This is a genomic window from Paenibacillus sp. LjRoot153 (assembly GCF_964253085.1).
Taxonomy (GTDB): Bacteria; Bacillota; Bacilli; order Paenibacillales; family NBRC-103111; genus Paenibacillus_E.
Genome location: NZ_CAXUQH020000001.1, coordinates 2,884,304 through 2,908,797, shown reverse-complemented (window position 1 = coordinate 2,908,797; position 24,494 = coordinate 2,884,304). Strand labels below are relative to the sequence as shown.

Below are 24,494 nucleotides of genomic sequence, written 5' to 3'. Positions count from 1 at the left end.
AAAAATAAATTTTTAATTAATTAACTAGAATCAGGCACGTTCAGCTTATCTGCAGCAAGAACCAGGATATTTTCACTTTTTAACGCATAAGCAATAAAAGATAACTCATAATCAGGAGAAAGCTTATTTTCTCTGATCAATCTGTCTTTCATCTTGCTCAACATGCCCTTTGCCCGTTTTGTATCGACTCTCTCCCAAACTGAGTATTGATGTTTCTCCTCAATCATCTGTATATTCATTACAATAATCTCCTTCTACAACATTTAATGTAAACACTTTCAAAACAACTTCTCATTCAACAATCCTTACTTTGAAGCCATGGGTCCAGTTGCTAGCAAGCATCGTGAACCCATTAACATCTCACCAAGGAATCTTTTTCAATTTAAAACCTAGTCATTCTACATAATAGGAATGCTGCCTGTGTTTATTAATCTCATTTCATTGCTTGAAAGAGTCTGTAGATTACTGTTGCAGCTTGTGCTCTCGTCGATTTTCCGTTTGGTTCGAAATAGCCCTCTACCGCTCCGTCCATTAAGCCTGCCTGTTTCACAGCCAAAACAGCATCCATGGCATATGCAGAGATCTGATCCTGATCAAGGAAATTCGAAGTTGTACCATTTGCTTGTACAGTTGTAGTACTAATCATCTTTGAAGCCCGATACATAAGCACCGCCATATCTTCGCGACTGATCTGGTCGTTCACACCGAAACTACCATCATCCTTGCCCTGCACGAGGCCTATCTTCTGTGCTGAAGCAATGGAACTGTAGTACCATGCACCTGGATCAACATCTGTAAACGCTGCAGTTGCAGAGGAATCCGCTAGATCGAAGAGTTGAATCAGCATCTTAACGAACTCTCCTCTTGTTACCTCCCCATCCGGATTAAATTGGCCCTCACTTCTACCGCTCACAACTTCACGAGCCGCTAAGCCAAGAACGGCCTCATTTGCCCATGTATAACCATTCATATCACTAAAGGAAACCTGAACATGATTAGCCGTGTACTTGCTGAAGTGAGTAGGTTGAAACTGAACTTTGCCTGTTTCGGTATTGTATTTTCCATTTCTAACAATTTCCAATTTACCATCTTCCGTTATATAGTAGATGACTACTTGATTATGCTTTTCATTAGGTGCCAATGTATACGGTACTTCTACTAGGACACTTTTCTTGTTAAATTTTGTGATTTTGCTACCATCTAAACTCAAATTAAAATCGTACACGACAGAACTTCCGACTTCTTCTCTTATATCCTGCGAAAGGTTGGCAGGGTCTACCTTGGCAATACTTAATTGCAAATTTGAAGTTTCCGACAGTGTGCTTTTCTCAAGAACATCCCGATTAATGGTAACCGTAGCAAGATCCGTCTCAACCTTTACCGTCTTTACGTCGCCTGATTCTGAACTGAGTTGTTGAAGCTGCTTCGCCGGCAGATTCAGTTGGATTTCCTTAACGTCAGAACCTGAGTTGACTTTAATCGTTACCGATTCATCTTTGGAATTTTTACCCGCTTCAAGTAGATCTTTTGATGCTACATCAATAGAAGCAACACCCTGATTAGCAGTCAATGTATCCAGTAACAAAACAGATGTACCTGAGGTGCCCGGCGATGGCGGAGTTTCTGTCCCTTGGGAGCCAGTTCCAGTTCCAGTGCCAGTTCCAGTGCCAGTGCCGGTGTTCGAATTATTAACCGACAACGTAATTCCGTTACCCATGTTCCCGTTGCTCTTTTCCAGCTGGCTATTGATAGGTGTCAAAGAACTTAAGGAGACGGAAGCTGTCCCTACTTTGGAAGCTTTAAACGAAAGTGTAAATAAATCCTTATCGCCGGTTAGTCCCAGCTTGTTTCCTGTTAACGTAAAAACCAGCAATATTTTGTTGTTTTGTACTTTAGGCGCAAGTACGTAAGCCTGATCACTCAGTCTGCTAGTATAGCCAGAATACTCTATTAACTGTTCATCATAAGTTAATTCTATCTCGGCAGCATACAAGTCTGTAAGGGCTTCGCCTGAAACGGCAATCGTAACGTTGTCTCCTAACTCGACACTAGTGGCCGAAGACCTCAATACAAATTCATCTGTTACTTGTGCTGCAGCTGATAAAGGTAATAGCGAGACAATGAGCATAATAGCTAGGAAGAAAAATTGAAATTTACGTTTCATGTTCACGATCCCTCATTTCAAGGTACGAATGGGAGACAACCGTCTCCCATCGCCTTCTCTTGGATTTAGTAGAAAAATAATTAACCGCGATGCCCATCCCTATAATGGACAACTCGTGTGGTATGTTTAACCCTAACGAATGAGCGGATCACTTATTCAAGCATCTTGGATGCCACATACGCAAGATCAATAATATCGATCTTATTATCGTTGTTCATATCAGCAATCTTGGCTGTTGCCCAGTCTGCGCCGGTGGAATTCTTACCGTAATTGTACGCTACCATCGCAAGATCACCCACATCGATGCCTCCACTGTTGTTGAGGTCTGCTGACTTAACAACGGCTGCCTTGAAGGCATCGCTTGCACTGCCCAGTACTGTTACGGCACTTTCAACCTGGGACTGTGTCGCGCTTTGGTTGTCTTTTACGGCTTTTGCTGCATTGAGGACAGCACCAAATGCATCCTTGGCTGCTTGCGGGTATTGACCAGCCGCTGTACCAACGACTGCAGCGTCATACAAGCTCTGTGCACTCGTAATAGCTGTTGTCAAAGCAGTCTTATTTACAACCACAACGGCTGCCTTGAAGCTATCACTTGCACTGACTAGTGCTGTTACGGCACTGTCAACCTGGGACTGTGTCGCACTTGCGCTGTCTCTTACAGCTTTTGCTGCAGTGAGGGCTGCACCGAATGCATCCATGGCTGCTTGTGGGTATTGACCGTTCGCTGTTCCTACGACTGCACCGTCATACAGGCTCTGTGCATCCGTAATAGCTGTTGTCAACGCTGTCTTAACCACTGCAATAGCGCCTACTGAAATGCTCTTACTGCCAAGAGCAGCATCAATCACGGTTCCTTCCGGAGCCACACCGAACTTTGCCTGTGTAGCTGCAATCGTTCCGCTGGTATTCTGAACACCAGCCTTTACCTTGAAGGTTAGATTCAGCACCGGTGTACTGACTCCAGATATCCCAACTCCGGTGTTGGCGGTCATGAGTCTAACTTTTCCAACAGTATCTTTGTTCTCTGACACGATCTGGATGTTGTTATTGGCACCTACCGCACTCACATAATCAAATACATTGGAATCATAAGATATGGTGATGTCCTGCGCATAAACACTTTGTGTCACGTTGTCCGCACTAACAGCCACTGTAAAGCTGCTTCCAGGCTGCACGCTGCTGTCTGCTGAAATCGTAGCTGTAGGTACTAGTGGCTGAGGCCAGACAGGGTCTGTGGTAGCGTTGCTTGTCGTTAAATAGATTCGGTCGATGGCAAGGCCGTCTTCTCTTCCCCAGAAGTTCAATTCATGTACGCCAGCAGTAACATTCAAAGTAGCTCCGCCAAACATACCGCCACTAGAACCACTGATATTCGCCCATTTATACTGAGGACCAAGAGTAAGACCCTCAATACCGTTAGTAGTGAATTTATACTGATTATCTAATCCAACGTGGATGGAGTCCGAATCGTAGCCAAGTGTCTTGACAAGTATCCAAACATTATAGGTTCCTGAAGTTGGAAAGTTGACTTTATATCCAAGTCTGGAATTGGCTGCAAGTGAAGCTGCATCCGTACCTGACGCAGTGAACACCGTATTAGGCCCGAAAAACATCGCTTTCGTGGACTGTCCATCAACAAGCGACCAAGTATGACCATTTATGGTGCCATATACATAGGCATTGACTGTGTTTTCTGCTGCTGTTTCTGCCTCAATGGCCACAACAGAAGGCGTATTGACAAGTACACTAATTTGCGATGTTGCAGCAGCGCCTAATGCTCCCTTAAAACTTACAGTAACATTTGCTGTTCCGCTTGCTTTAGCCGTTATAGTACCACCCGCAACTTCTGCAATAGCAGGACTTGGATTGGTATACGTTGCTGTTTTGGTTACATCTTCTGTGTGTCCATCCATATACTCCGCTGTTACTTTAAATGTTGCAGTTTTGCCAGAATCCAGCGTAACTGAACCATTGTCAATGGTAATCTTCTTCACCGTCAGTTCGCTGTTCAAGTCTTTTACAAGCATATTAAGCGTATCTGTTTTTCCGCCATAGCTTATGTCAATGCTTGTGGAGCCATAGCCCACCCCAGTGACAACTCCGTTGTTTACACTTACAAAACCGTTTTGTGCCGGTGTTGCAACGGCCTGAGCAGTAACATCTGTACTTGTTCCATCGGCGTATATAGCTGAAACCTTCATGTTAGCCTGATTGGTTCCGGAAACAATATCAATCTTTTGTTTATCAATGGATGCGTTGATTGCAACTAGATCATGAGCAGCTGTCTTTTGCTCGAATTGCCAAGAATCTACCTTGAAGAGATTACCTGTTGATGCTCCCGTGTATACCATATATACATCATGGATTCCTGTAGCACCAGAAACACTCGTTGTTTTTGTCTTCCAAACATCGTCTCCGCCTGTGTTGGAAATGGGAAGTGTCCCGATCAATGTGCCAGTAGCACTGTCAAGATGAAGCTCAATGTTTCCACCGCCCGAGCCACTTGCAACATTAGCTTTAAATGTTCCTGCGCCTGTAGCTCCAAAATCAACTTTGGATACCGCAGTCCAGTCCCCATCATTGATGTTGCTGACAGCCAGGTTTATACTGCTTACCATGCCTCCTGGCTGGGTAGTGGTTTCAGTGGATATTCCGCCATTCCAACCAATTGTTTCGGCCTCAACCCTTGTATAGGGATTCAAATTTTTGAGCTGCGGTACACCTGCGTAATCGCCAGTAATAGGATTGATAACCCCGTTTGCATCAAAACTTACCTTATTGATGTTTGTATTACGGTATCCATGCGGTTGCCCACCCATTTGTGGATACATACCGCTTTCAGCCATTGCCTTTGCAACGGTCTGCGCGTGGTAGGTAACATACCACTGGTTGTTGAATTCAAAAATCGCATGGTGGTTGTTACCTCCAGCACCAAAGAACGTAGCAGGGTTTGGCAGTATTGTTTTGACAAAGGTAAATGGCCCCATTGGGTTGTCACTTACCATATAGCCAATTGCTCCCGTAGGGATATCCGAAGGATGCCCGCTAGAGAAGTTAGTACAATAGGAGTAATAATACTTCCCGTTGTATTTGTGGATACCTGAATCCTCAAACAACCACGGTGGATTGATGCGCCCAAGCGTTCCGCCGCTTACACTCAAATCCAAACTGATCATATCCGCACCAAGCTTTGCAACACGTGCGGTTCCCGGGTCAGCATCTTTTCCTGTCGGAACACCGCCGCCGAAATACAAGTAACCGCTTCCATCATCGTCAACCAGTACCGCTGGGTCAAAAAGCCATGTGACATCACTAGCCCCAGGAGTACTTCTGCTTACCAATTGTTTTCCAATTGGATCTGTAAATGGGCCGATCGGACTATCCGCTGTGAGCACACCAATGCCGCTTCCATTATCCGCAAAATAAAGGAAGAACTTCTCCTTGCCATCTATCGTTTTATGTGCAGCCGCCGGCGCCCAGGAGTTGTTTGCCCATTTGGCCGCACCTTGCGCCCCTGCTGCAAGGATTTCCCCGTGGTCTGTCCAGTTCACCATATCATCGGACGAAACAACCGTAATCTTATTAATCTTACCGTATCCATTATCCTTAACTGTCCCGTCAGCATTGTACTCCAATACATCATTGGTCATGTAGACATAAACTCTGCCGTTATAAACCATGGCATAGGGATCGGCACCAAATTTTTGCGTAAATAGCGGATTGTTATTACCAGGTGTTTTCGCCAACGCTGGAGTGAGCGTCGAAGCTGCTGCCTGCTTCTCCATAACTGGGCTTAATGTGAATGCAAGAGTTAAAGCCATCGTCATCCCCAGCATTTTCTTCAATTTCTTCATAGAACAACCTCCACATTATTATTTGAATTTTCAATTAATTCTTGATTTGACTCCTCCTGATAGCACAAACCTTTTTCAGGACAGGGTAGCAATTGACTATTCCGTCTCGGGATGCCGCCATCTTAATCTACTTGTTCAATAACCTATGTATGATAACGGCTGCTTCCGCTCTTATTGCCGTATCATTTGGCTTGATCAAGCCATTGTAGCCCTGAATGATTCCTTCCTTGGCCAGTTGAGACAAGGGGCCTGCTGCATAAGCTGCTACCTCACTCGAATCACTAAAGTTACTTAAGTCTGAAACTGACTCGTCCAGCATTTTTCCGGCTATCTTCATTGCTCGTGCAGCCACCACCATCATATCCTGTCTGGATATGCTTAGCCTCGGCTCGAACAGGCTGTCGCTCGTTCCCTGAGCAATTCCCAGTTTCCTGGCTACCCCTACCTCTTTGTAATAATAGTCGGACTGTTCTACATCATTGAAATTGCCATCTACTTCTACATGAAGATATAAAGCTCTGACCAGCAAGCAAATGAAGTCTGCCCTGGTAATATTGTCCCCTGGGCTAAAGGTAGTAGCCGACGTTCCTTTGATGATTCCCGAAGATGCTAGCGCTTCGATCTCCGTATTTGCCCATTCATAGCCTGCGAGATCGTCGAAGGCCGTACCATAACTGTGTACAGTTGCAGTCAGACTTGGATCCAATGCCTTCACGGATAGCAGCTTAATATTGGCATTTCCCTGAGCCTTTCCTTTGAAGGCTATGGTACTCAGAGCTGATCTTCCTTGCTCTCCTGCCTTCTTTCCAACTTTTGTGAAGGCTATCGTCATTTTTCCGTTATCTACCTTCGGAGGTAGAAAAAAACCCTCCAACTTCGATTCCGCCTTAACCAATTCAACAACATCAGGATCAAACGTAATCACTGCTTCATATGCATAAAGGCCTTTTAAGTTATTTCCATTCACCGTAACTTCCAGCGCTTGATCAGGCAAAGCGTTTTCTGCACTTTTACTTAGTGTGAAGAGCGTATCCCCTTCTGCATATCCTACGCGGGGGAAACATGTAATTACCATCACTGCAATTAAATACATTACGAAAGTTAATTTCCCTTTTCTCATGTTAATCTCCTTAGAATGCACAATATCCCATCCCCGGACACACAGATAGTTAACTTATTCAATTATTTTTGTTGATCCATACGCAAAGTCAGTAAGATAAATTTTACAATCTTTCGGGAACTAAGACTCCTCTCGAATTCCATCTTTACTTCCATTTGATTACACTCCTTTTAGTCATTTGTAATTACCAAAATTACTGTGCTGTGATAATTACTGAGTTCAGTTTAACTTAAACACAATCATTTCAGAATGTAATTTTTTATTAGAAAAGTGAATATTTCTATGAATATACGATATAAATTCAACCAATAAGTGGATCGTATAATAGTGTACATTTACTGTAAAATAACAAACGTTTTACTTTTGGAATTCATCCCCATTCTTCCTTTAATAACTACGAGAAGCAATTTCTTTCTCTGCTGTCACTTGTGTAAATACATTTTCAGGGGTAACAATTCGTTTCGGCAAGGTGCTGCCTTTCACGATTTCTTTCACAGCTTGAATGAGATTAGGCCCTAGCAACGGATTACACTCAACCACTAAATTAATTTTACCTTCACTCATCTTCTCAAGTGCTTTCCTAGTGCCATCTACGGTGATGACCACAATATCTTTGCCCGGAACTAATCCATATTCTTCTATCGCCTCTAGTGCACCGAAGGTCATATCATCGTTATGGGAATATAACACACGAATGTCTCTTCCTTTTTCTTGCAAAAATTTCTTCATCACTTCTTTGCCTTTGGCAACAGTGAAATCTGCATTCTCACTCTTCAAGAATTGCAAATCACCACGCGAAGAAATGACGTCACGGAATCCCTTTCCCCGAGCAATGGATGGCGTTGATCCCTCTGTACCTTTTAATTCAACAATACCTATTGATTTATTCGATTTAGGAATTTTATCCAATAAATACTTTCCTGCTTTTCGACCTTCCTCATAAAAATCAGAACCAATGTAGGTCACATACAGCGATGGGTCAGTGACATCTACAAGCCGATCAATAATAATGACTGGAATTCCTGCTTGTTTAACTTCTTTCAGAATAGGCTCCCATCCCGTTTCTACAACAGGAGCTATGGCGATGACATCCACTTTCTTGCTAATAAACTCTCGGATCGCCTCAATTTGTTTACCCTGCGATTGCTCTGCATTTTGAAAGTTAAGCTCCACATCAGATTCGCTAGCAGAAATTTTAATGGATAAACTATTTGCAAGTCGCCATTGACTTTCAGAACCTAGCTGCGAGAAACCTAAGACTGGATTTTTACGTGTAGGCGTAGTTACAGTCGTGTCTTGGCTTTCTTCTCCAACCTTCCTAGTGGCTTCATCAACTTGAGCTTGCTCACAACCAAAGAAGCACATTAGAATGCTTATCGACACAAGCAGTTTGGTAAGCGCTAACAACATACTCTTCGGTCTACTCTTGTACATTTTATTCAAGTCCCCCTTGAAGATTATTCCGTGTGGAAATGAGACATATGTCGCTCTAATTGCCCTGATATGTGATTCAGTCTCGTAGAGACTTCCAACAGTTGCTCGCCGATTGTTAGCTGCGTTGAACAGAGTGATGCGACTTGCTCCGTCGAGGCTGATGACTCTTGTGATACAGCAGATACTTCGAATATAGCCTGACCAAGTACCGTTTGTACAGCGTTTAATTTATCTAAAGACAAGGTAACATCCGTAGAGCGTGTTAATAACTGCTCCATTTCTTCTTGAATTCGTGTAAATAATTTGAACACCTCAAAGACTTCCACATTCATATCTTGAAAGAATGGCAGTGCATCAGACATAGCCCCTACTGTTGATTCTACCTCTAGTAAGATAATATCGGTATATTGTCCCACTTGACCTATGGAGGCATTGGATCGTTCCGCTAGTTGGCGTATCTCATTCGCAATGACTTTAAAACTAGCTCCTGCGGCTCCAGCCCTGGTTGCTTCAATCGAAGCATTAAGTGATAATATCTTGGTTGAATTTGTGATCTCTCTCAAGATTTTCAGTATAGCACGAACAGAACTTGCAGATTCCTGGAGTCTGTTAACTCTGCCTGCTACAACTAGAAAACTAGCTTCGGTATCTCCTGCCTTACGCATTAGATTATGAACTGACCTACCACCAGTTTTACAAACCTCTTCTACCTCTTGAGCTGAACTTGCCATTTTATGTTGAAGCGAGAATACATCAGTTAAAGAAGCACTCATTTGTTCCATACGCGCAGCACCTTCCTCAGCATTCGTTGCCAAGTCAATAGCTCCACCCGCAATTTGATCTGTAGCTGCGTGTATTTCTCTTGCAGAGATAACCGTGTTTTCGGCTGCACTGCTCATACGCTTGCTAAATTCAGTGACTTCATTCACACTTTCTCTAGATTTCATGATAAGAGCTCCAATATTCTCCATCATCTGCTCGTATGCGAATTCTACTTGTCCAATTTCATCCTTCCTTTTCCGAATAGACAGTCTCCCCGTTAAATTGCCATCGGCAGCTAGTCTCATTAGCTTCACCATATGAGAGAGTGGCTTTCCAACCATGAATACAATCCAAAAACCAATTATCAAAGCAACAAGTATGTTCAAACCTATAAATAAATACGTCATCTTTTGAATTTTACTAACAGACTGGGTTAACTCAGCTAATGGGGCAATCGCAATGAATGACCAATTACTGACGGATGATTGGCGATATGCCAGCAAATTATTAATCCCACTCACGTTTTTATCTATGGAGCTGCCTGAAACTGTTGAATTCGCAGGTATGGAGATATCGTGAGTGTTCGATACCCTGTTATTGCTCAAAATAATCTTCCCAGATTGCGTTGTAATAAGCGTTTCCGCGCCATCACTAAGCTTAAAAGCATTAACCATCGTTTGTAATACTTTAGCTTCTATTTGAACGATTAAGATGAAATCCTCTGAGCCTACATTATTTTTACCCAGCAATCTCCCGTAAGCAAAGAGGGGTTTTGGTGAATCACCTAAGTACCCTTTTTCTTCAATGGGCATCCAGACGGGTTTACCGCTCGCACTACGAATAGTTTGAATCCAACTAGCCGTTCTTAGATCTGGAGTCAACCCTTCTCGTTGCGTACTTATGATTTCAAGGGACGTTTGAATGGGGATGAGAGTGATGTCCCTAATACTCTGATCCGATAATGCTAACTGGTCGAATACATCTCTCATTTCGGAAGTTCTTCGCTGCAATTCAGCCTTTCCAATCCCGCCGTTAGAAATTTGAAATAAATTTTTAGTAAATGTGCTATCACTAATTAGTTGATTCGATAAATCTATGTAAAACTGCTGCTTCATATCTAATTTCTCTCCCGCAGTTGTAACCAAATCCTGCGAGCTTTTTTTCATTTGATCAATGATTGCGTTTTCAGCAATACGGGAAGAAAATACACCCATACCTATGACAGAAACACCTAAAAAGCAGAAAAAAATGAGGAAAAGTTTAGTACCGATAGACCGACTTGGCCGTTGAAGTAGCATCCGTACGATGTTCATAACATTTGGCATGTAAGTTCCCCCAATTTACATATGAGAAAAACTTCTATCGAAGTCCTTCGAGGATGTGCGACCGCGTTTTAAAGGTTGTTTTTATCGCCAATTAGCAAGACGTTTTCGGCGACCGAAAACTTATACTTTCTAATGTGGTAAAAAGGGCATTACTCGACAACACATGTCAATTAATGCCCTTCCTTCAACTTTTACCTACGTTGTACCCAACGTCGTTGACTTAGCAAACGTTGTAAGATAATAAACATAAACAATAGAATGCCGATAACAATCTTCGTCCACCAAGAACTTAATGTCCCTTCGAAGCTAATAATGGTTTGAATAACACCTTGAATCATGACACCAAAGAAAGTACCTACAATGTATCCAACGCCTCCTGTGAGAAGTGTGCCTCCGATGACAACCGCTGCGATGGCATCCAATTCCATACCCATCGCGTGCAAGCCATAACCTGACAGCATGTAGAAAGTGAAGACCACACCTGCCAGTGCTGAGCAGAATCCACTGAAAGCATAAATGAGCATTTTGGTACGTCCGACCGGTAATCCCATCAATATGGAAGATTGCTCACTTCCACCTAATGCATACGTATTTCTGCCGAAACGCGTGTAATGTGCAATATAGAAGCCTAGAAACACAACCAACAAGGCAATGATGACACTAATCGAGACAAAGTTACCACCTGGTAAGCTGATCTTCGTTTGAGCCACACTTGTGTAGAAGCCATTATCGATGGTAATGGTATTAATACTAATGATGTAACACAATCCCCTAGCAAGGAACATCCCGGATAAGGTAACGATGAAGGGTTCAATCTTGAAGTAATGAATGATGGCCCCCATGCCCCAACCAAAAAGAGCACCGATTAACAATACCATTGGAATGACGAGGCCAGGCGGCCAACCCGCTTGGACTAAACTTGCTGAGATCATCGTCGTTAAGGCAATAACTGAACCGACCGATAAATCAATACCTCCCGATACAATGACAAATGTCATCCCAACAGCGGTTATTAGTAAGAAGGCATTATCAATAAGCAAATTCATTAACACTTGTAAGGAAAAGAATCCTGTATAGCGGAAAGAACCGATAGCGAACATGAGCACAAATAGTCCCATGGTCACAATGATAGGAATATGCTGTTTCTTAAGCATGCTGTTTGACCTCCCTCTCAGCCGGATAATGGCGCGTTTTCCAACGGAAGGCAATCGATTTACGGAAAGATTCCGATTGAATTAAACATACAATTAGAACTACGAAAGCTTTCACAACTAGCGTTATTTCAGGTGGTACACCAATCATATAGATCGTCGTCGTCAAGGTTTGAATGATCAACGCACCAACTAATGTTCCAGCCAAATAAAAGCGTCCACCTGTTAGTGCTGTTCCGCCAATCACGACAGCTAGGATCGCATCTAGTTCATACCATAATCCAGCATTATTGCCATCTGCACTTGAGACATTCGAGCTTAGAATCAGTCCCGCAATTGCGGCGCATAAGCTGCAGAACATATATACGAAGAACATAACCGTCTTCGATTTCACACCGGCAAGATTACTTGCTGTTGGCTTACAACCAACGGATTCAATAAATAATCCGAGTGCTGTTTTTCTTGTTAAGAGATATGCGATAAGGAATACAATCGCAACAATGAAGATGGAAAATGGAAGGGTCAATAGTGATCCTGCACCAATGAATTTATAATGGGGGTTCGAAATCGTAATAATTTGACCACTCGTTATTAATTGAGATACACCGCGTCCAGAAACCATCAAGATTAGCGTCGCGATAATCGGCTGCATGCCTATATTGGCAACTAGGAAACCATTCCAAATACCTAGAACAAGCGAAATTAACAACGCTGTCCCCACTGAAATAACGACATTCACTAAACTGCCATCCCCATCACTAATCATGAGGCACGCTATCGCTCCTGAAATGGCTACGACTGAACCTACGGAAAGATCCACCCCTTTCGTAGCTGCAATAACTAACGTCATACCAATGGATACAATCATTAGCGGAGATCCAAAGTTTAAGATATCAATTAGACTGCCGTAAAGATGACCGTCCCGCATTTTTATCGCAAAAAAATCAGGAGAGTAGATAAAGTTAAAAACTAATAATGCGCCTAAAAAAATTAGTGGCCAAAACAAATGATGTTTCACCATGTCGATTAACCTCCCGCAATTGCCTTCATGACATTTTTCTGACTGATCTCATCGCCAACCATTTCTTTCACTTTGTGACGATCTCGCAGTACGACGATTTTATGACTGACACGTAAAACTTCTTCAAGTTCGGATGAAATAAAGAGAACGGACATCCCTTTCTGTGCTAATGACAAAACTAATTTCTGAATTTCAGCTTTCGCTCCAATATCAATTCCTCTAGTAGGTTCATCTAAAATCAATAAACTTGGATCCGTGAGCAACCAACGAGCAAGCAATACTTTCTGTTGATTCCCGCCGCTTAAATTTTTAATTAGATGTTCAGGGTTAGGTGGGTTAATGTTTAATGCGCGAATATATTCATCTGCCATTTCATCCTGGCGTTTTCTTGAGATCGTTTTAAACCAGCCTTGAGATGCTTGAAGGGCTAGAATGATATTTTCTCGTACGGTCAAATCATCAATAATACCTTCTAATTTACGGTTCTCGGAGCAAAATGCGATACCTTGATCAATGGCTTGTCTTGGCGTATGAATCGCATCACTTGAACCTGCAATCGTCATTTCACCAGAATCAGCCTTATCTGCTGCAAAGAATAATCTAGCTAGTTCCGTTCTGCCTGAACCTAACAAGCCCGCTAGACCAACGATCTCTCCTTTATGAATCGTGAGATCAACAGGTTCAATGGAACCTTTCTTCCCAAAATCGGTTGCTTGGATGAATACTTCATGACTAATTTGATTAGCTGCATCACCTTTTGGCAACTCTTCCAGTAGCTCAAGGTCTTTACCAATCATCTTGGAAACCAGCTCTATACGAGGAAGATCTTTGGCTAAATATTCCCCAATAAACTCTCCATTGCGGAGTATGGTTATGCGATCTGAAATGTCGTAAACCTGATCCAAGAAATGAGTGACGAATAGAATCGCAAGTCCTTCATTTTTCAATCGGGTCATGACAGAGAATAGTTGTATAACCTCGCCCCTATCTAAACTGGAGGTTGGTTCATCTAGAATTAACACTTTGGCCGAAATACTTAAGGCTCTGGCAATCGCTACAAGTTGTTGAACAGCTACGGAATACACATGCAAGGGTTGTGTTACGTCGATTTCAAGATTCATTCTCTTTTTCAATAATTGCCCTGCATCTTCATTCATTTTTTTCCATAAAATACGACCGAAACGGCGTGGTTCACGCCCAATATAAATATTTTCTGCTACGGACAAATTCGAGCAGAGGTTAACCTCTTGGTAAACCGTACTAATACCTGCATTTTGCGCGTCAAGCGGGCTAAGAATTCGAATTGGCTGTTTATCCATCTCAACGATACCCTGATCAATGGAGTGAACACCTGTAAGTACTTTAATTAGTGTGGATTTACCTGCCCCATTTTCACCCATTAATGCATGAACTTCACCAGGGAACATTCTGAAATTAACGTTAGTTAACGCCTTAACACCCGGAAACTGCTTATGAATTCCGGTCATCTGCAATACCGGACCACCCTGTTTCATAATGCCACTCCTCTCCTATATGAACTAGAGCTACTCCATACTAGTAAGATGGAGCAGCTCTGCCCTTTTTATTTATGATAAATAAAGGCTGTAGACAATCTCTTAGTACTGACGGTTCGGCAATTCACGTTTCGCATCTTCCGAAGTAAATACGCCTTCTTTCGTAACAATACGTTTCGGCAGTTCTTTACCACTAAGTACATCTTTAGCAGCTTGCATCAATTGTCCGCCAAGAAGTGGGTTACACTCGACGATGAAGTTAATTTTCCCTTCGCTTGCCGCTACGAAGCCGTCTTTCACGCCATCAACCGAGATAATGATGATATCTTTACCTGGTTTAAGACCTGCTTCTTCAATCGCTTGAATAGCTCCTAGTGCCATATCATCGTTATGTGCATAGAGAACATTAATGTTCTTATTGGCTTTCAAGAATGCTTGCATAACCTCTTTACCTTTGGCACGTGTAAAATCACCCGTTTGTGAAGCAATGATTTTAAGATTTGGATTTGATTTAATAATTTCGCCAAACCCAGCTTTACGATCATTCGCAGGAGCAGAACCAGTAGTTCCTTGAAGCTCTACGATATTAACTGTTTCTTTCGCATCTTTATATTTGTCAACCAACCATTTCCCTGCGCTACGGCCTTCTTCCACGAAATCTGAACCAATGAATGTTCTGTAAAGGGAAGTATCCTTCGAATCTACAGCTCTATCCGTTAAGATAACTGGAATGCCAGCATCTTTCGCTTCTTTCAATACAGTATCCCAACCGGATTCAACTACCGGGGAGAACGCGATAACATCAACTTTTTGTTGGATATATGTACGAATTGATTTTATTTGATTTTCTTGTTTTTGTTGCGCATCGGAGAATTTCAATTCAATGCCTGCTTCTTTCGCAGAATCTTGAACGGATTTCGTATTCGCTGAACGCCATCCGCTCTCAGCACCTACTTGAGCAAAACCCATTGTGATTTTCTTGTCCGCTTTAGCTGTAGCTACTGCTGCTGTGCTTGGGCTTACCGCCGCTGCTGCAGTTGTGCTGCTAGCTGTCTTGCTTTCTCCTGAATTACCACAAGCTGCTGTGAACATCATCATTGCTGAAGCTACTAATACTACCCCTAGAGATCTTTTCATTTATATTTCCTCCCTTATTTCACCTGTTTGCTTCGGTGTAACTAAATTATAGGATACGAATTGTGCAAGGGTATACGGAGTTTCGTTGACACTTCTTATAAATTATTATTCACTTTTGGAGCTTCCAAAATAAAAACAGTACTTTTTTATTCAAAAAGTGTAGTTTTTTGTTTGATGATTGCGTTTTCAAAATGATTGATTCATAATTTACAATAAGCTTTCGACACTTCAGATCTAATGAAAGGTATTTGTACGATGGATATATATCGAAAAATAACTTCTAGCCTTCGGGCCAAACTTCTAACGATGTTTGTTATACTCACCTGTCTTCCATTAATTGTTGTAGGTCTCATTTCCTATCATAAATCGTACAATACCGTATTTAATAACAGCAAAGCTGCCACGATGATGCTTGCAACACAATTAGCCACGGACATTGATAATGTATTTACAGATACAAAGAAACTACTGGAACTCGAGAAAAATCCCAATGTTTTACATTTTCTCTTCTCGCAAACAGATTCAAATTTAGATGCGCGAGAGATTTTACAAACGATGTCTTCCTATAGACAGACGTATCAATATGATGGCGTGTTGAACATAACCATGATTAATCTATATGGCCGAGGGATTAGCGAGAGGAAAGGTGTCTTTCAACTTAATAAGAACGCATTACGAAATCCGCATTTTGACTATCTGATTCAAAATCCTGAAGCTGTCTTGAATATCCCGCCTGATGATCCTGCTTCGATAGATCCATTAGATGGGTTTCAATACAAAAAACATAATATTATATCTATCGTTTCCACCGTTAAACAACGCGTTACCCATGAAGTCATTGGATTCATTATTATTGATGTCGACGACAGTATTGTAAAAAAGTTTTGTGATAACGTCATTATAGGGAAAAGCGGCTTCTTCTATGTCGCAGACAACAAAGGGAATGCCATTTTCTTACCATCTAAAGGAAGCAACAATTTAAAATGGTTACAAAACAAAAATATTGCTTCCATAATTGGAAACAAAAATAAAGACTATGTGGATTCTTCGGAAGGTAAACCAGAATTCATTGTAACTTCCCCCTCTACGTCCACGGGTTGGAATATCGTTGGGGTGGTACCACTGCAAGAAATTGTGGAGGAAGCCAATTCGATTCGTCAACTCATTATCATTAGCGTTATGCTTAGCATCATATTTGCGATAACCTTGCATTTCTTTGTCTCTACTCGCTTGACTCGACCTGTTCGAATACTTAAAAATAAAATGCAACTCGCAGCATCTGGCTTTCTTGAAGCAAAAGTCGTTCTTACGGGTACAGATGAAATCTCCGATTTAGGAAACAGCTTTAATATTATGATTGGGAAAATTCGCACGTTGCTAGACCAGAGCATTAAAGAACAGCAAGAAATCAAGAAATCGGAGCTTAGAGCACTGCAAGCCCAAATTAACCCTCATTTCTTGTACAACACATTGGATTCCATACTTTGGCTGGCACAATCGGAGAAAAAGGATCAAGTTGTTCAGATGGTTATGGCTTTATCCAAACTGTTTCGAATCAGCTTAAGTAAAGGGAAGGATTGGATCACTTTTGAGAAGGAAATTGAACATCTCCAAAGCTATTTAACCATCCAACAGATGCGGTATCGGGATATTTTAGATTATGAAATTGCCATAGATTCAAGCTTGTATTCGTTACTTATCCTTAAAATGACCTTGCAACCCATTGTTGAAAATGCCCTTTATCATGGGCTTAAAAATAAGCGTGGCAAAGGGCTAATTCGAATTACAGCGAAGGTTGAGGATGAGAATAATTTCCTGATTGAGATTGAAGATAACGGTAAGGGTATTACAGAAGAACGTCTTCAACAACTTCGGCAGGATTTAATGGAACCACATACCCCCAAAGAAACTGGAAATGAAGTATCCGGAGGGTTCGGATTACACAATGTTCATAGACGAATTCGCTTATATTATGGAGAAGCTTATGGCGTACGGGTAGACAGCATTGAAGGTGAAGGAACGATTGTAAGCATTCGAATACCGTGTGATTGGGGATGATGTTGCATGAAAAAAATATTGCTCGTTGACGATGAAATTTTAATTAGGGAAATCATTCGTGATTGTATTGATTGGGAGAAGGAAGGGTTTATTTACTGTGGCGATGCATCAGATGGCGAGGTTGCACTACCGATTATAGAAAGAGTTCAGCCTGACATCTTAATTACGGATATTCTGATGCCTTTCATGAACGGGCTGGAACTAAGCAGCATTATGAGCAAGCAGTTTCCGGATATGAAGATCATCATTATTAGCGGCCACGCTGAGTTTGAATATGCAAGAACAGCGATGCAAATTGGTGTAGAAGAATACTGTTTGAAACCAATTAGCCCTAATGAGCTCTTGAAGGTTCTTCACAAAGTCAGTCAAGAAATTGATAAGGAACGAGACATACAATCACAGCTCCAACTACTTAAAGATAAAGAAAATGAACATAGTATCATTTCACAAGATAAGTTATTGAACGATCTCTGTAGTGGTTTCATGACAACTTCAGAGGTGATGCATCATAGCGCTTCTATTCAATTGAATATCATCGCTCATTATTATGTCGTAACTGTACTAGATTTACGCGAAACCGAGGCATATAAGCATAAAGACATGAACGCTATGTATGAACATGAGCGCTTACTTTTGGACAAGTGCATCCAATTGAAGGAGAAGTTTAAGCATTTGATGTTTCAACGTAGCCGTTCAGAATGCGTTTGGATTATTAAGAGCGACACTTTAGAGAATTTAAAACTTGAGTTACAGGTATTTCAGGATTTACAGAAAGAGATCTCCGAAGAGGCTCACTCGCTGCCCATTTCTATTGGTATAGGCAGTGTGCAAGATCGTCTTCAGAATGTACATCTATCCTTCCTAGATGCCATGGAAGATGCTCACTGGCGGAGGCTATCCCGTCAAAATCGAAATGTGCTAAGTGAGATGAAGACAGAAACCTTAGATCCTACTCTCTTTTTGGACCGTGGCGCCTTTATGGATTTTTTGAAGGTTGGGTCGCATAATAAATTAGTGAGCTTTGTCGCTGAATACGCTGCAGCATTAGTCGATATTAATTGGCATTCCTCTTCTATCGGCTTTTACATCTTAAATGACGTGACCATTGAAGCCTTCCGTTCCAATAAAGATATGTATCGACACCTTGCTGAACCAGAGAAGTCACTTCATCAATTCCAACAAATGATCAGTAATATACGGAGTTGGGAGGAAACCTGTGCTTATTTAATCAATTTGATCGAACAGTTCTGGAACTGGCGTTCTCGTATTTACGATAAATATAGCGATATGATTACGAAGGTCAAAGATTATATGCAATTGAATTTTGAGAAGGATAACTTCTCGTTACAAGATGCCGCCGAGTATGTCAATCTAAGTCCTAATTACTTGAGTAGAGTATTTAGCCAGGAAACTGGTCAAACCTTCATTGAGTTTTTGACCCAAATACGTATTCGCAAAGCGATGGATCTGCTTAAAAGCACGTCAGCGAAATCATATGAGATCGCTTTTTTAGTGGGCTATAATGACCCTCATTATTTCTCCAATTTATTCAAACGCTTAACCGGCATGACCCCCAAAGAATTTAGAAAGAATGGGACTGCTGGTGAAGCTCTCGATAGCACGAAGGGAGATTCTCTTCATGAGGATGACTAAATGGTTAACACTTGGAACGATGATGTTACTGGTGTTAACGGGATGTAAAGGTTCAACCCCTTCCGCTCCTGAAGTTTCTTACTCGACTTCAAGCTCGCCAGGTTCGACGATGTCTAACACGAAGCATGCTGATACGCTCACTTTTGGAATCATATATCCCATGACCCATCCTTTCTATGAAATGATTACCGATTCCATAGAGATTGCGAGTAAGTCTCATCCTATTCAATTAATTGTCAAAGCACCTGATGAAATTAATTTAGAGCAGCAAATGCGAATGATGGAAACCCTGATTACACAGAAGGTCAGTGGAATCGCCATAGATCCCATTGATCCTGTTGCTTTCGAGCCCTTAATTAATAAAGCCGTGCAAGCGGGTATTCCCGTTATTTGCTTCGAATCTGATGTGCCTGGCAGTAAGCGTTACTCCTTTATCGGAAGTGATCCACTTCAAGAAGGTACGCTCATGGGTCAAATGGTAGATCGGTTTCTTAAGGGCAGAGGAATGATCATGATCGAGGGTAGTATGTCGGGCTCTTCTCAAATACGCCAACGACTTCAGGGCTTAGAACAATATTTAAAACAAAACACCGAAATTCAAGTTCTCGAAAAGAAATATCATAACGGCGATAATGAGAAAGCTATTACAGATCTAGAATCCATGATCAATGAACATCCTCATTTTGACGCGCTCATCCCGCTCGATATCGTTTCGAGCTCAAGTGCAATCCTTGTTTGGAAATCCCAAGGATTAAAGCGATATGCGATGACATTCGGTATGACACCTGAAGTAAAAGAAGCCTTATTAAATGGTCAAATCCACGCTGTGATTTCCGAGAATGAACATCTATGGGGAAATATCATTATCGAACAACTCCTCGCCGCAGCTAAACATGCTGATTCAACGAGTTGGATCGACACTGGTTTTAAGGAGATTAAACAAAGCGATATGACGAATGACTATTAACGACAACTTTAAAAGCGCAAAAACAGCCTATTCTTGAATGAACAGGCTGTTTTTGCGCTTAAGGATTATCGCGGCAGTAGAAGCGGATATGATAACACTCGCTCTACCATCAAATTAAACTAATTCGTATGTGTCCCAAAAAATTGATAGGTTCCTTTCGGATACAAGTTCCATTGGAAAGGAAGATACGTACTGACCCCTCCGCCCATGGCTGGTTTACGTACAATCGTGCCACCGTTAGGCAAGAATGCATTAGCAGTCAGAGCTGTCGGATCACCTAGGACATCAATTGTATTCCCACTTGCGTCTTTGATAACATAGGCATTCACTGTGAAACTAGTAGGATTGTAGGCATCAATCTCATCGTTATAGTACCAAATTGGCATTACGTCAAAAGCATCATAAAAGATAGAACCGATATAAATATACAGTACATCCTTATCGATAACTCCAGCGAGTGATAATTTATCGATTTTCATCGTACCGTTCGCCTTCATATGCTTGTAGACCCATAGTTGGTATCCACCATAGCCGGCACTATTGGGGAGATTAGCTATCTCTAATGCAATCCGTCCATCTCCACCATCTACAAAGTCCGTAAAGAAGGGACCTAGATTATACACAACCGTTTTGAGCGCCCAGTCCGTTTTGGCAGTCATTGCGATATTCACCTTGCCCTGTGCATCTTTGAAAGCTCCACTTTCAACAGTGACATAATAGTCGGATTGATCCATCAGAGTCAGATGTTTAATCGTAGCAACAGTGTTGTTCATCGTCACTTTAGATATGTCTCCGGCATCAATTGTCTCAACAAGCGAGTCGTCCGATTTTTTATAAATCTTAATTTTCTTACCCGCTACACCAGTTATATTGGAATCAAATGTCATGGTTAAATCGCCGTTTTTATCCACATTGCTTGCACTGTTTGCAGGGCTGATACTTACTGTATTTAAAAATTCAGGTTCAACAGTTGCTGTAATCGTTGCATCAGGTGAAGTCAATGATCTACCTGCAGCCAAAGCTTCTGCTTTAATTGTCACACTGAAATTAGTGATATCTGTGTCAAAATCAGTACCATCATAATTTAGTGCAAGGTATACTTCATGATCATCTACTTTATCAGCACTAATAATGGTTAAACCGCTAGGTGCATGATTCAATACGAAGTCATTGATGGATAAACTATTTGGTGAATCCACTATCAAACCATCCTTAAATGTATCACCAACAATGACTAAATCAAGTATAGCCCCGCCTGTTACAACTAACTGATTCTCCGTAAACTCTTCGTAATTGGTTGAAGTAAGAGTACGTGTGTCCGGAGACCAAAAACTCCAACCAGTCGTTCCAACAAGTCCAGTAAACTTGTTACCAGTCGAATCTTCCAAAGCTTCACTATCGATATCAATATCATACTGCGTGAAGTCATCCAACCCCGGATTTTTAATGGTTAGCGTCTTCTCATTGATCGTTACATAGTCCGTATTACTGATATCATAACTAGCAATAGCGGTGCTATGATCGGAGGTTTTATAAACATGAATCATTTTACCAGGAACCGCTTGGATCTTCTCATTAAATTGCGCAGAGAAGTCAGCGCTCTTACTAACATCGCTAGCTTGATTGTTAGGTGTCAATTGAGAAACGACAGGCGGCGTGGTATCTGGTGTCGAGAAGCTCCAAGTCGCTGAGCTTGAGATACCTGCAAAAGCATTATTGGATAAATCAGCAAAAGCTCCGCTATCTAGTTTTAAGTAATAGGTGGTTTGATCCGAAAGGCCAGGATTGGTGATCGTGACCACATTCCCACTCACGCTTACCTTCGAACTATCCGTTGCCGAATACGTAGCTACAATAGAGTTATCTGAGTATGTCACGATACTTACGCTTTTACCGCTAACAGATTTCACGTCTTCGTTAAAGGTAATCTCAAGTGGCGCAGACAAGATGACATTTTTAGCCAAATTAACAGGTGAAAGCTGTGTTATTGTTGGTGCTGTCGTATCTGGTGTTGCAATTGCCCAATCTGTGTTCCCTATAATTCCTGAATACGGGTTACCCGTAGAATCGGTAAAAGCGCCCTCTTCTATTGTGATATAATAACTACCATTTTCTTCCAATCCCAAATCAGATAAAGTTACCAGATTGCCGGCTTTTGTCACATGGGCAGAATTAGCTGCATTGAAATCAATTACTTTTTCATTATCAGAAGTTTTGTAGATGGTTATCACTTTCGTTGCATCAGCCTCGACAGCTTCACTAAATGTTAGGGTTAGATCGGAATCCTTCGATACCGTAATTCCGTTTCTTAGCGGACTATAGGCTGTCACCGTTGGTGCAATGGTGTCTGGTGTCGCGAAATGCCAATTTGAAATGCCTCCTACAGCCGCAGCAGGGTTGCCTGCGAGATCTTGAAATGCTCCAGAAGCCACTTCAATATAGTAAGCATTGTCATTCTGCAAGCCCGGATTTAGGAGTACTACCTCATTATTCGTAATCATAACTTTTGAGGAATCGTCCGCATCAAGAGTGGCAACCTCGCTGTGCGTATTCGCATCATACACTTTGATTTGCTTGCCTGACACAGCTGTTACAGTTTCGTTAAAGCTAATATGGAAATCATCCGTCAGGTCGATATTCTGTCCGTTATTTAACGGATACAAGCTAGCAACTTCTGGAACAGTGACATCAGGCACGTCAAATGCCCATGCACTGTCATTCATTATCCCCGCAAATTCATTATCCGAAAGATCTGTAAATGCACCTGCTTCAACGAATGCATAATAGTTCTCCGATTCGGAGAAGTCTTCGTGTTGGATCGTTACTTCAGTACCTGTAATGGTTACTTTCGAAGTATCTTCGACAGAGATTGTTTCAAACTCCGTTTGATCGGCTTTATAAATCGTGATCGTTTTGCCAGCGACAGCTTTTACGGCTTCGTTAAAAGTAATTTTTAGTGCCGTATTTTTCATCACGTTCGAAGCAGCATTTACTGGTAGATATCCTGTCACTATTGGCGCTGTCGTATCCGGCGTAGTGAAGCTCCAGCTTATAGAACCGCTCAGACCAGCGTAAGGATTCCCCGCCAAATCTTGAATAGCCGCAGCGTCGACTTCGATATAGTATTCGGTAACATCCGCTAAACCAGGATTTACGATTTCAACGGTTTCACCTTGAATCTTCACTTTAGCTGCATTGGTAACGGCATACGTTTGAACGATGCTCTGATCTGCTTTTTTGCGTAGCGTTATATGGCCAGTACCTGCTTGGATGGGTTCGTTAAACACCATAACAAAATCAGACGACATAGCAGATTTGCTCATTTGTAACAATGGCTGCAATGGTTGATTAAGCTCAGGTGGCGTCGTATCTGGAACAGGATTAGGACTTGTCCAGACAACGGTGGCACCAAATTTAACACCTGTTTGCGCACTCGGAGTAACTTCAACAAACAAATATTCACCCACATCATCCGCCTGGACGGTGTATTGCTTCGAATGTGCGCCATCAATTAACGATTTGGATGAACCATCCTGTTTCTTCCCCCGATACCATTGATACGTATAAGTATCCGCTAAGTCACCTTCCACATCTTGATACTCCGGCATGATCTCCAGAACCTCGTTCAATTTAAGTTGACCGTCGACATGAGAAGCCGTTACTTGCGGTTTGTCATTAATTTCTTTGATATTCACAATAAATGTGCTGGCGACTGTACCCGATTTCCCTACATAATTCGTTAATAGAGCGGTGGCATCTTCCTTACTTACTTTCCCATCCCGATTAATATCCAACCGATTGATCTCAATTGGATCTGTAATCGGCGGAGTCGTATTCGCAATCTTCGTAATATAAAGAGCATCCGCAGAAGTGACATTTCCGTCGCCGTTCGTGTCCCCGATTCGAATGATATTAAATTGCAGCGTATCGATTGCAGTTGCTCTGCCTGCTTTTTCCGCTTTTAGTTCAATCGTAGCTGTTCCTGCCGAAAGCGCAGTTACTTTAAGCATACTTCCGTCGATTAGCGCGGATGCCGAGCTATCCTTAGAGGATGCGGTTAACGTCATGCCGCTTTCTGTTTGCAAATGAGTATGATTGCTGATGTCTATGGCTATCGTATTCCCATCTATAACGGAACTGCCGTTCAATTGTATCCAAGGAACATCTTTATTTACGACAGGTGTGGTCACTATGGCATTACCTGCTGCATGTGAGTGCTCCACACCAACTATTGGGCTAAGAGCTAGTACAGCGCTTAACGTAAGAAAGTGGCTTTTATGAGGCCGTGGTAATAATCGTTCCCACAAGTTTTTTTTCATATGTAACATTCC

14 protein-coding genes are annotated in these 24,494 nt (G+C 41.9%); 3 read left to right on the top strand and 11 right to left on the bottom strand.

Going from position 1 to position 24,494, the window contains the following annotated elements; all coding sequences use genetic code 11:
- Nucleotides 1-20 precede the first annotated feature (20 nt).
- The 10 genes from ACSQ8P_RS12330 to ACSQ8P_RS12285 form a co-directional block, all read right to left on the bottom strand.
- Entirely contained in the window at nt 21-239 is a 219-nt protein-coding gene (locus tag ACSQ8P_RS12330; RefSeq protein ID WP_436235443.1) for a hypothetical protein, read from the bottom strand.
- Nucleotides 240-433: 194 nt separating this feature from the next.
- Complete coding sequence (locus ACSQ8P_RS12325) at nt 434-2,164, bottom strand: S-layer homology domain-containing protein (protein WP_436235442.1); 1,731 nt, start codon at nt 2,162-2,164, stop codon at nt 434-436.
- Nucleotides 2,165-2,316: 152 nt separating this feature from the next.
- Nucleotides 2,317-6,021: a carbohydrate-binding protein gene (locus tag ACSQ8P_RS12320; protein ID WP_436235441.1), complete on the bottom strand. Its 3,705-nt coding sequence runs from the start codon at nt 6,019-6,021 to the stop codon at nt 2,317-2,319.
- A gap of 127 nt (nt 6,022-6,148) precedes the next feature.
- Nucleotides 6,149-7,141, bottom strand: coding sequence for an S-layer homology domain-containing protein (locus ACSQ8P_RS12315; RefSeq protein WP_436235440.1), 993 nt, complete (start codon nt 7,139-7,141; stop codon nt 6,149-6,151).
- A gap of 387 nt (nt 7,142-7,528) precedes the next feature.
- On the bottom strand, nt 7,529-8,575 hold the full coding sequence (locus ACSQ8P_RS12310; protein WP_436235439.1) for an ABC transporter substrate-binding protein: 1,047 nt from the start codon (nt 8,573-8,575) through the stop codon (nt 7,529-7,531).
- Nucleotides 8,576-8,598: 23 nt separating this feature from the next.
- Nucleotides 8,599-10,662 (bottom strand): methyl-accepting chemotaxis protein, encoded by a 2,064-nt coding sequence (locus tag ACSQ8P_RS12305; protein WP_436235438.1) that lies wholly within the window; start codon nt 10,660-10,662, stop codon nt 8,599-8,601.
- Nucleotides 10,663-10,853: 191 nt separating this feature from the next.
- A complete protein-coding gene (yjfF, locus tag ACSQ8P_RS12300; protein ID WP_436235437.1) occupies nt 10,854-11,816 on the bottom strand; it encodes a galactofuranose ABC transporter, permease protein YjfF in 963 nt (320 codons plus the stop codon).
- Nucleotides 11,809-12,834, bottom strand: a complete 1,026-nt coding sequence (locus ACSQ8P_RS12295; protein WP_436235436.1) for an ABC transporter permease — start codon at nt 12,832-12,834, stop codon at nt 11,809-11,811. Before ACSQ8P_RS12295 ends, yjfF begins: the two co-directional genes overlap by 8 nt.
- A 5-nt stretch (nt 12,835-12,839) precedes the next feature.
- Nucleotides 12,840-14,348: a sugar ABC transporter ATP-binding protein gene (locus ACSQ8P_RS12290; protein ID WP_436235435.1), complete on the bottom strand. Its 1,509-nt coding sequence runs from the start codon at nt 14,346-14,348 to the stop codon at nt 12,840-12,842.
- A gap of 102 nt (nt 14,349-14,450) precedes the next feature.
- Entirely contained in the window at nt 14,451-15,485 is a 1,035-nt protein-coding gene (locus ACSQ8P_RS12285) for an ABC transporter substrate-binding protein (RefSeq protein ID WP_436235434.1), read from the bottom strand.
- A 255-nt stretch (nt 15,486-15,740) separates the two neighbouring features.
- On the opposite strand from ACSQ8P_RS12285, the gene ACSQ8P_RS12280 reads away from it, so the two are divergent.
- Genes ACSQ8P_RS12280 through ACSQ8P_RS12270 form a run of 3 tightly spaced genes read left to right on the top strand, consistent with a single transcriptional unit; the run spans nt 15,741 to nt 20,163 of the window.
- A complete protein-coding gene (locus ACSQ8P_RS12280) occupies nt 15,741-17,543 on the top strand; it encodes a cache domain-containing sensor histidine kinase (RefSeq protein WP_436235433.1) in 1,803 nt (600 codons plus the stop codon).
- Between the two features lie 6 nt (nt 17,544-17,549).
- The gene (locus ACSQ8P_RS12275; protein ID WP_436235432.1) at nt 17,550-19,196 is read left to right on the top strand and encodes a response regulator; all 1,647 of its coding nucleotides are present in this window, start codon (nt 17,550-17,552) and stop codon (nt 19,194-19,196) included.
- Nucleotides 19,183-20,163 carry a sugar ABC transporter substrate-binding protein gene (locus ACSQ8P_RS12270; protein ID WP_436235431.1) on the top strand — a complete coding sequence of 327 codons (981 nt, stop codon included), beginning with the start codon at nt 19,183-19,185 and terminating at the stop codon, nt 20,161-20,163. The genes ACSQ8P_RS12275 and ACSQ8P_RS12270 overlap by 14 nt, the downstream gene beginning before the upstream one ends.
- A 119-nt stretch (nt 20,164-20,282) precedes the next feature.
- Here the strand turns inward: ACSQ8P_RS12270 and ACSQ8P_RS12265 are convergent, their stop codons facing one another.
- Nucleotides 20,283-24,482 carry an Ig-like domain-containing protein gene (locus ACSQ8P_RS12265; RefSeq protein WP_436235430.1) on the bottom strand — a complete coding sequence of 1,400 codons (4,200 nt, stop codon included), beginning with the start codon at nt 24,480-24,482 and terminating at the stop codon, nt 20,283-20,285.
- Nucleotides 24,483-24,494: the final 12 nt, after the last annotated feature.

Excerpts from the sequence above, each read along its gene's own strand:
- ACSQ8P_RS12320 (WP_436235441.1), bottom strand. The coding sequence starts at position 6,021 with ATGAAGAAATTGAAGAAAATGCTGGGGATGACGATGGCTTTAACTCTT.
- ACSQ8P_RS12325 (WP_436235442.1), bottom strand. The coding sequence starts at position 2,164 with ATGAAACGTAAATTTCAATTTTTCTTCCTAGCTATTATGCTCATTGTC.
- ACSQ8P_RS12295 (WP_436235436.1), bottom strand. The coding sequence starts at position 12,834 with ATGGTGAAACATCATTTGTTTTGGCCACTAATTTTTTTAGGCGCATTA.
- ACSQ8P_RS12280 (WP_436235433.1), top strand. The coding sequence starts at position 15,741 with ATGGATATATATCGAAAAATAACTTCTAGCCTTCGGGCCAAACTTCTA.
- ACSQ8P_RS12305 (WP_436235438.1), bottom strand. The coding sequence starts at position 10,662 with ATGCCAAATGTTATGAACATCGTACGGATGCTACTTCAACGGCCAAGT.
- yjfF (WP_436235437.1), bottom strand. The coding sequence starts at position 11,816 with ATGCTTAAGAAACAGCATATTCCTATCATTGTGACCATGGGACTATTT.
- ACSQ8P_RS12290 (WP_436235435.1), bottom strand. The coding sequence starts at position 14,348 with ATGAAACAGGGTGGTCCGGTATTGCAGATGACCGGAATTCATAAGCAG.
- ACSQ8P_RS12265 (WP_436235430.1), bottom strand. The coding sequence starts at position 24,482 with ATGAAAAAAAACTTGTGGGAACGATTATTACCACGGCCTCATAAAAGC.
- ACSQ8P_RS12270 (WP_436235431.1), top strand. The coding sequence starts at position 19,183 with ATGAGGATGACTAAATGGTTAACACTTGGAACGATGATGTTACTGGTG.
- ACSQ8P_RS12310 (WP_436235439.1), bottom strand. The coding sequence starts at position 8,575 with ATGTACAAGAGTAGACCGAAGAGTATGTTGTTAGCGCTTACCAAACTG.
- ACSQ8P_RS12275 (WP_436235432.1), top strand. The coding sequence starts at position 17,550 with ATGAAAAAAATATTGCTCGTTGACGATGAAATTTTAATTAGGGAAATC.
- ACSQ8P_RS12315 (WP_436235440.1), bottom strand. The coding sequence starts at position 7,141 with ATGAGAAAAGGGAAATTAACTTTCGTAATGTATTTAATTGCAGTGATG.
- ACSQ8P_RS12330 (WP_436235443.1), bottom strand. The coding sequence starts at position 239 with ATGAATATACAGATGATTGAGGAGAAACATCAATACTCAGTTTGGGAG.
- ACSQ8P_RS12285 (WP_436235434.1), bottom strand. The coding sequence starts at position 15,485 with ATGAAAAGATCTCTAGGGGTAGTATTAGTAGCTTCAGCAATGATGATG.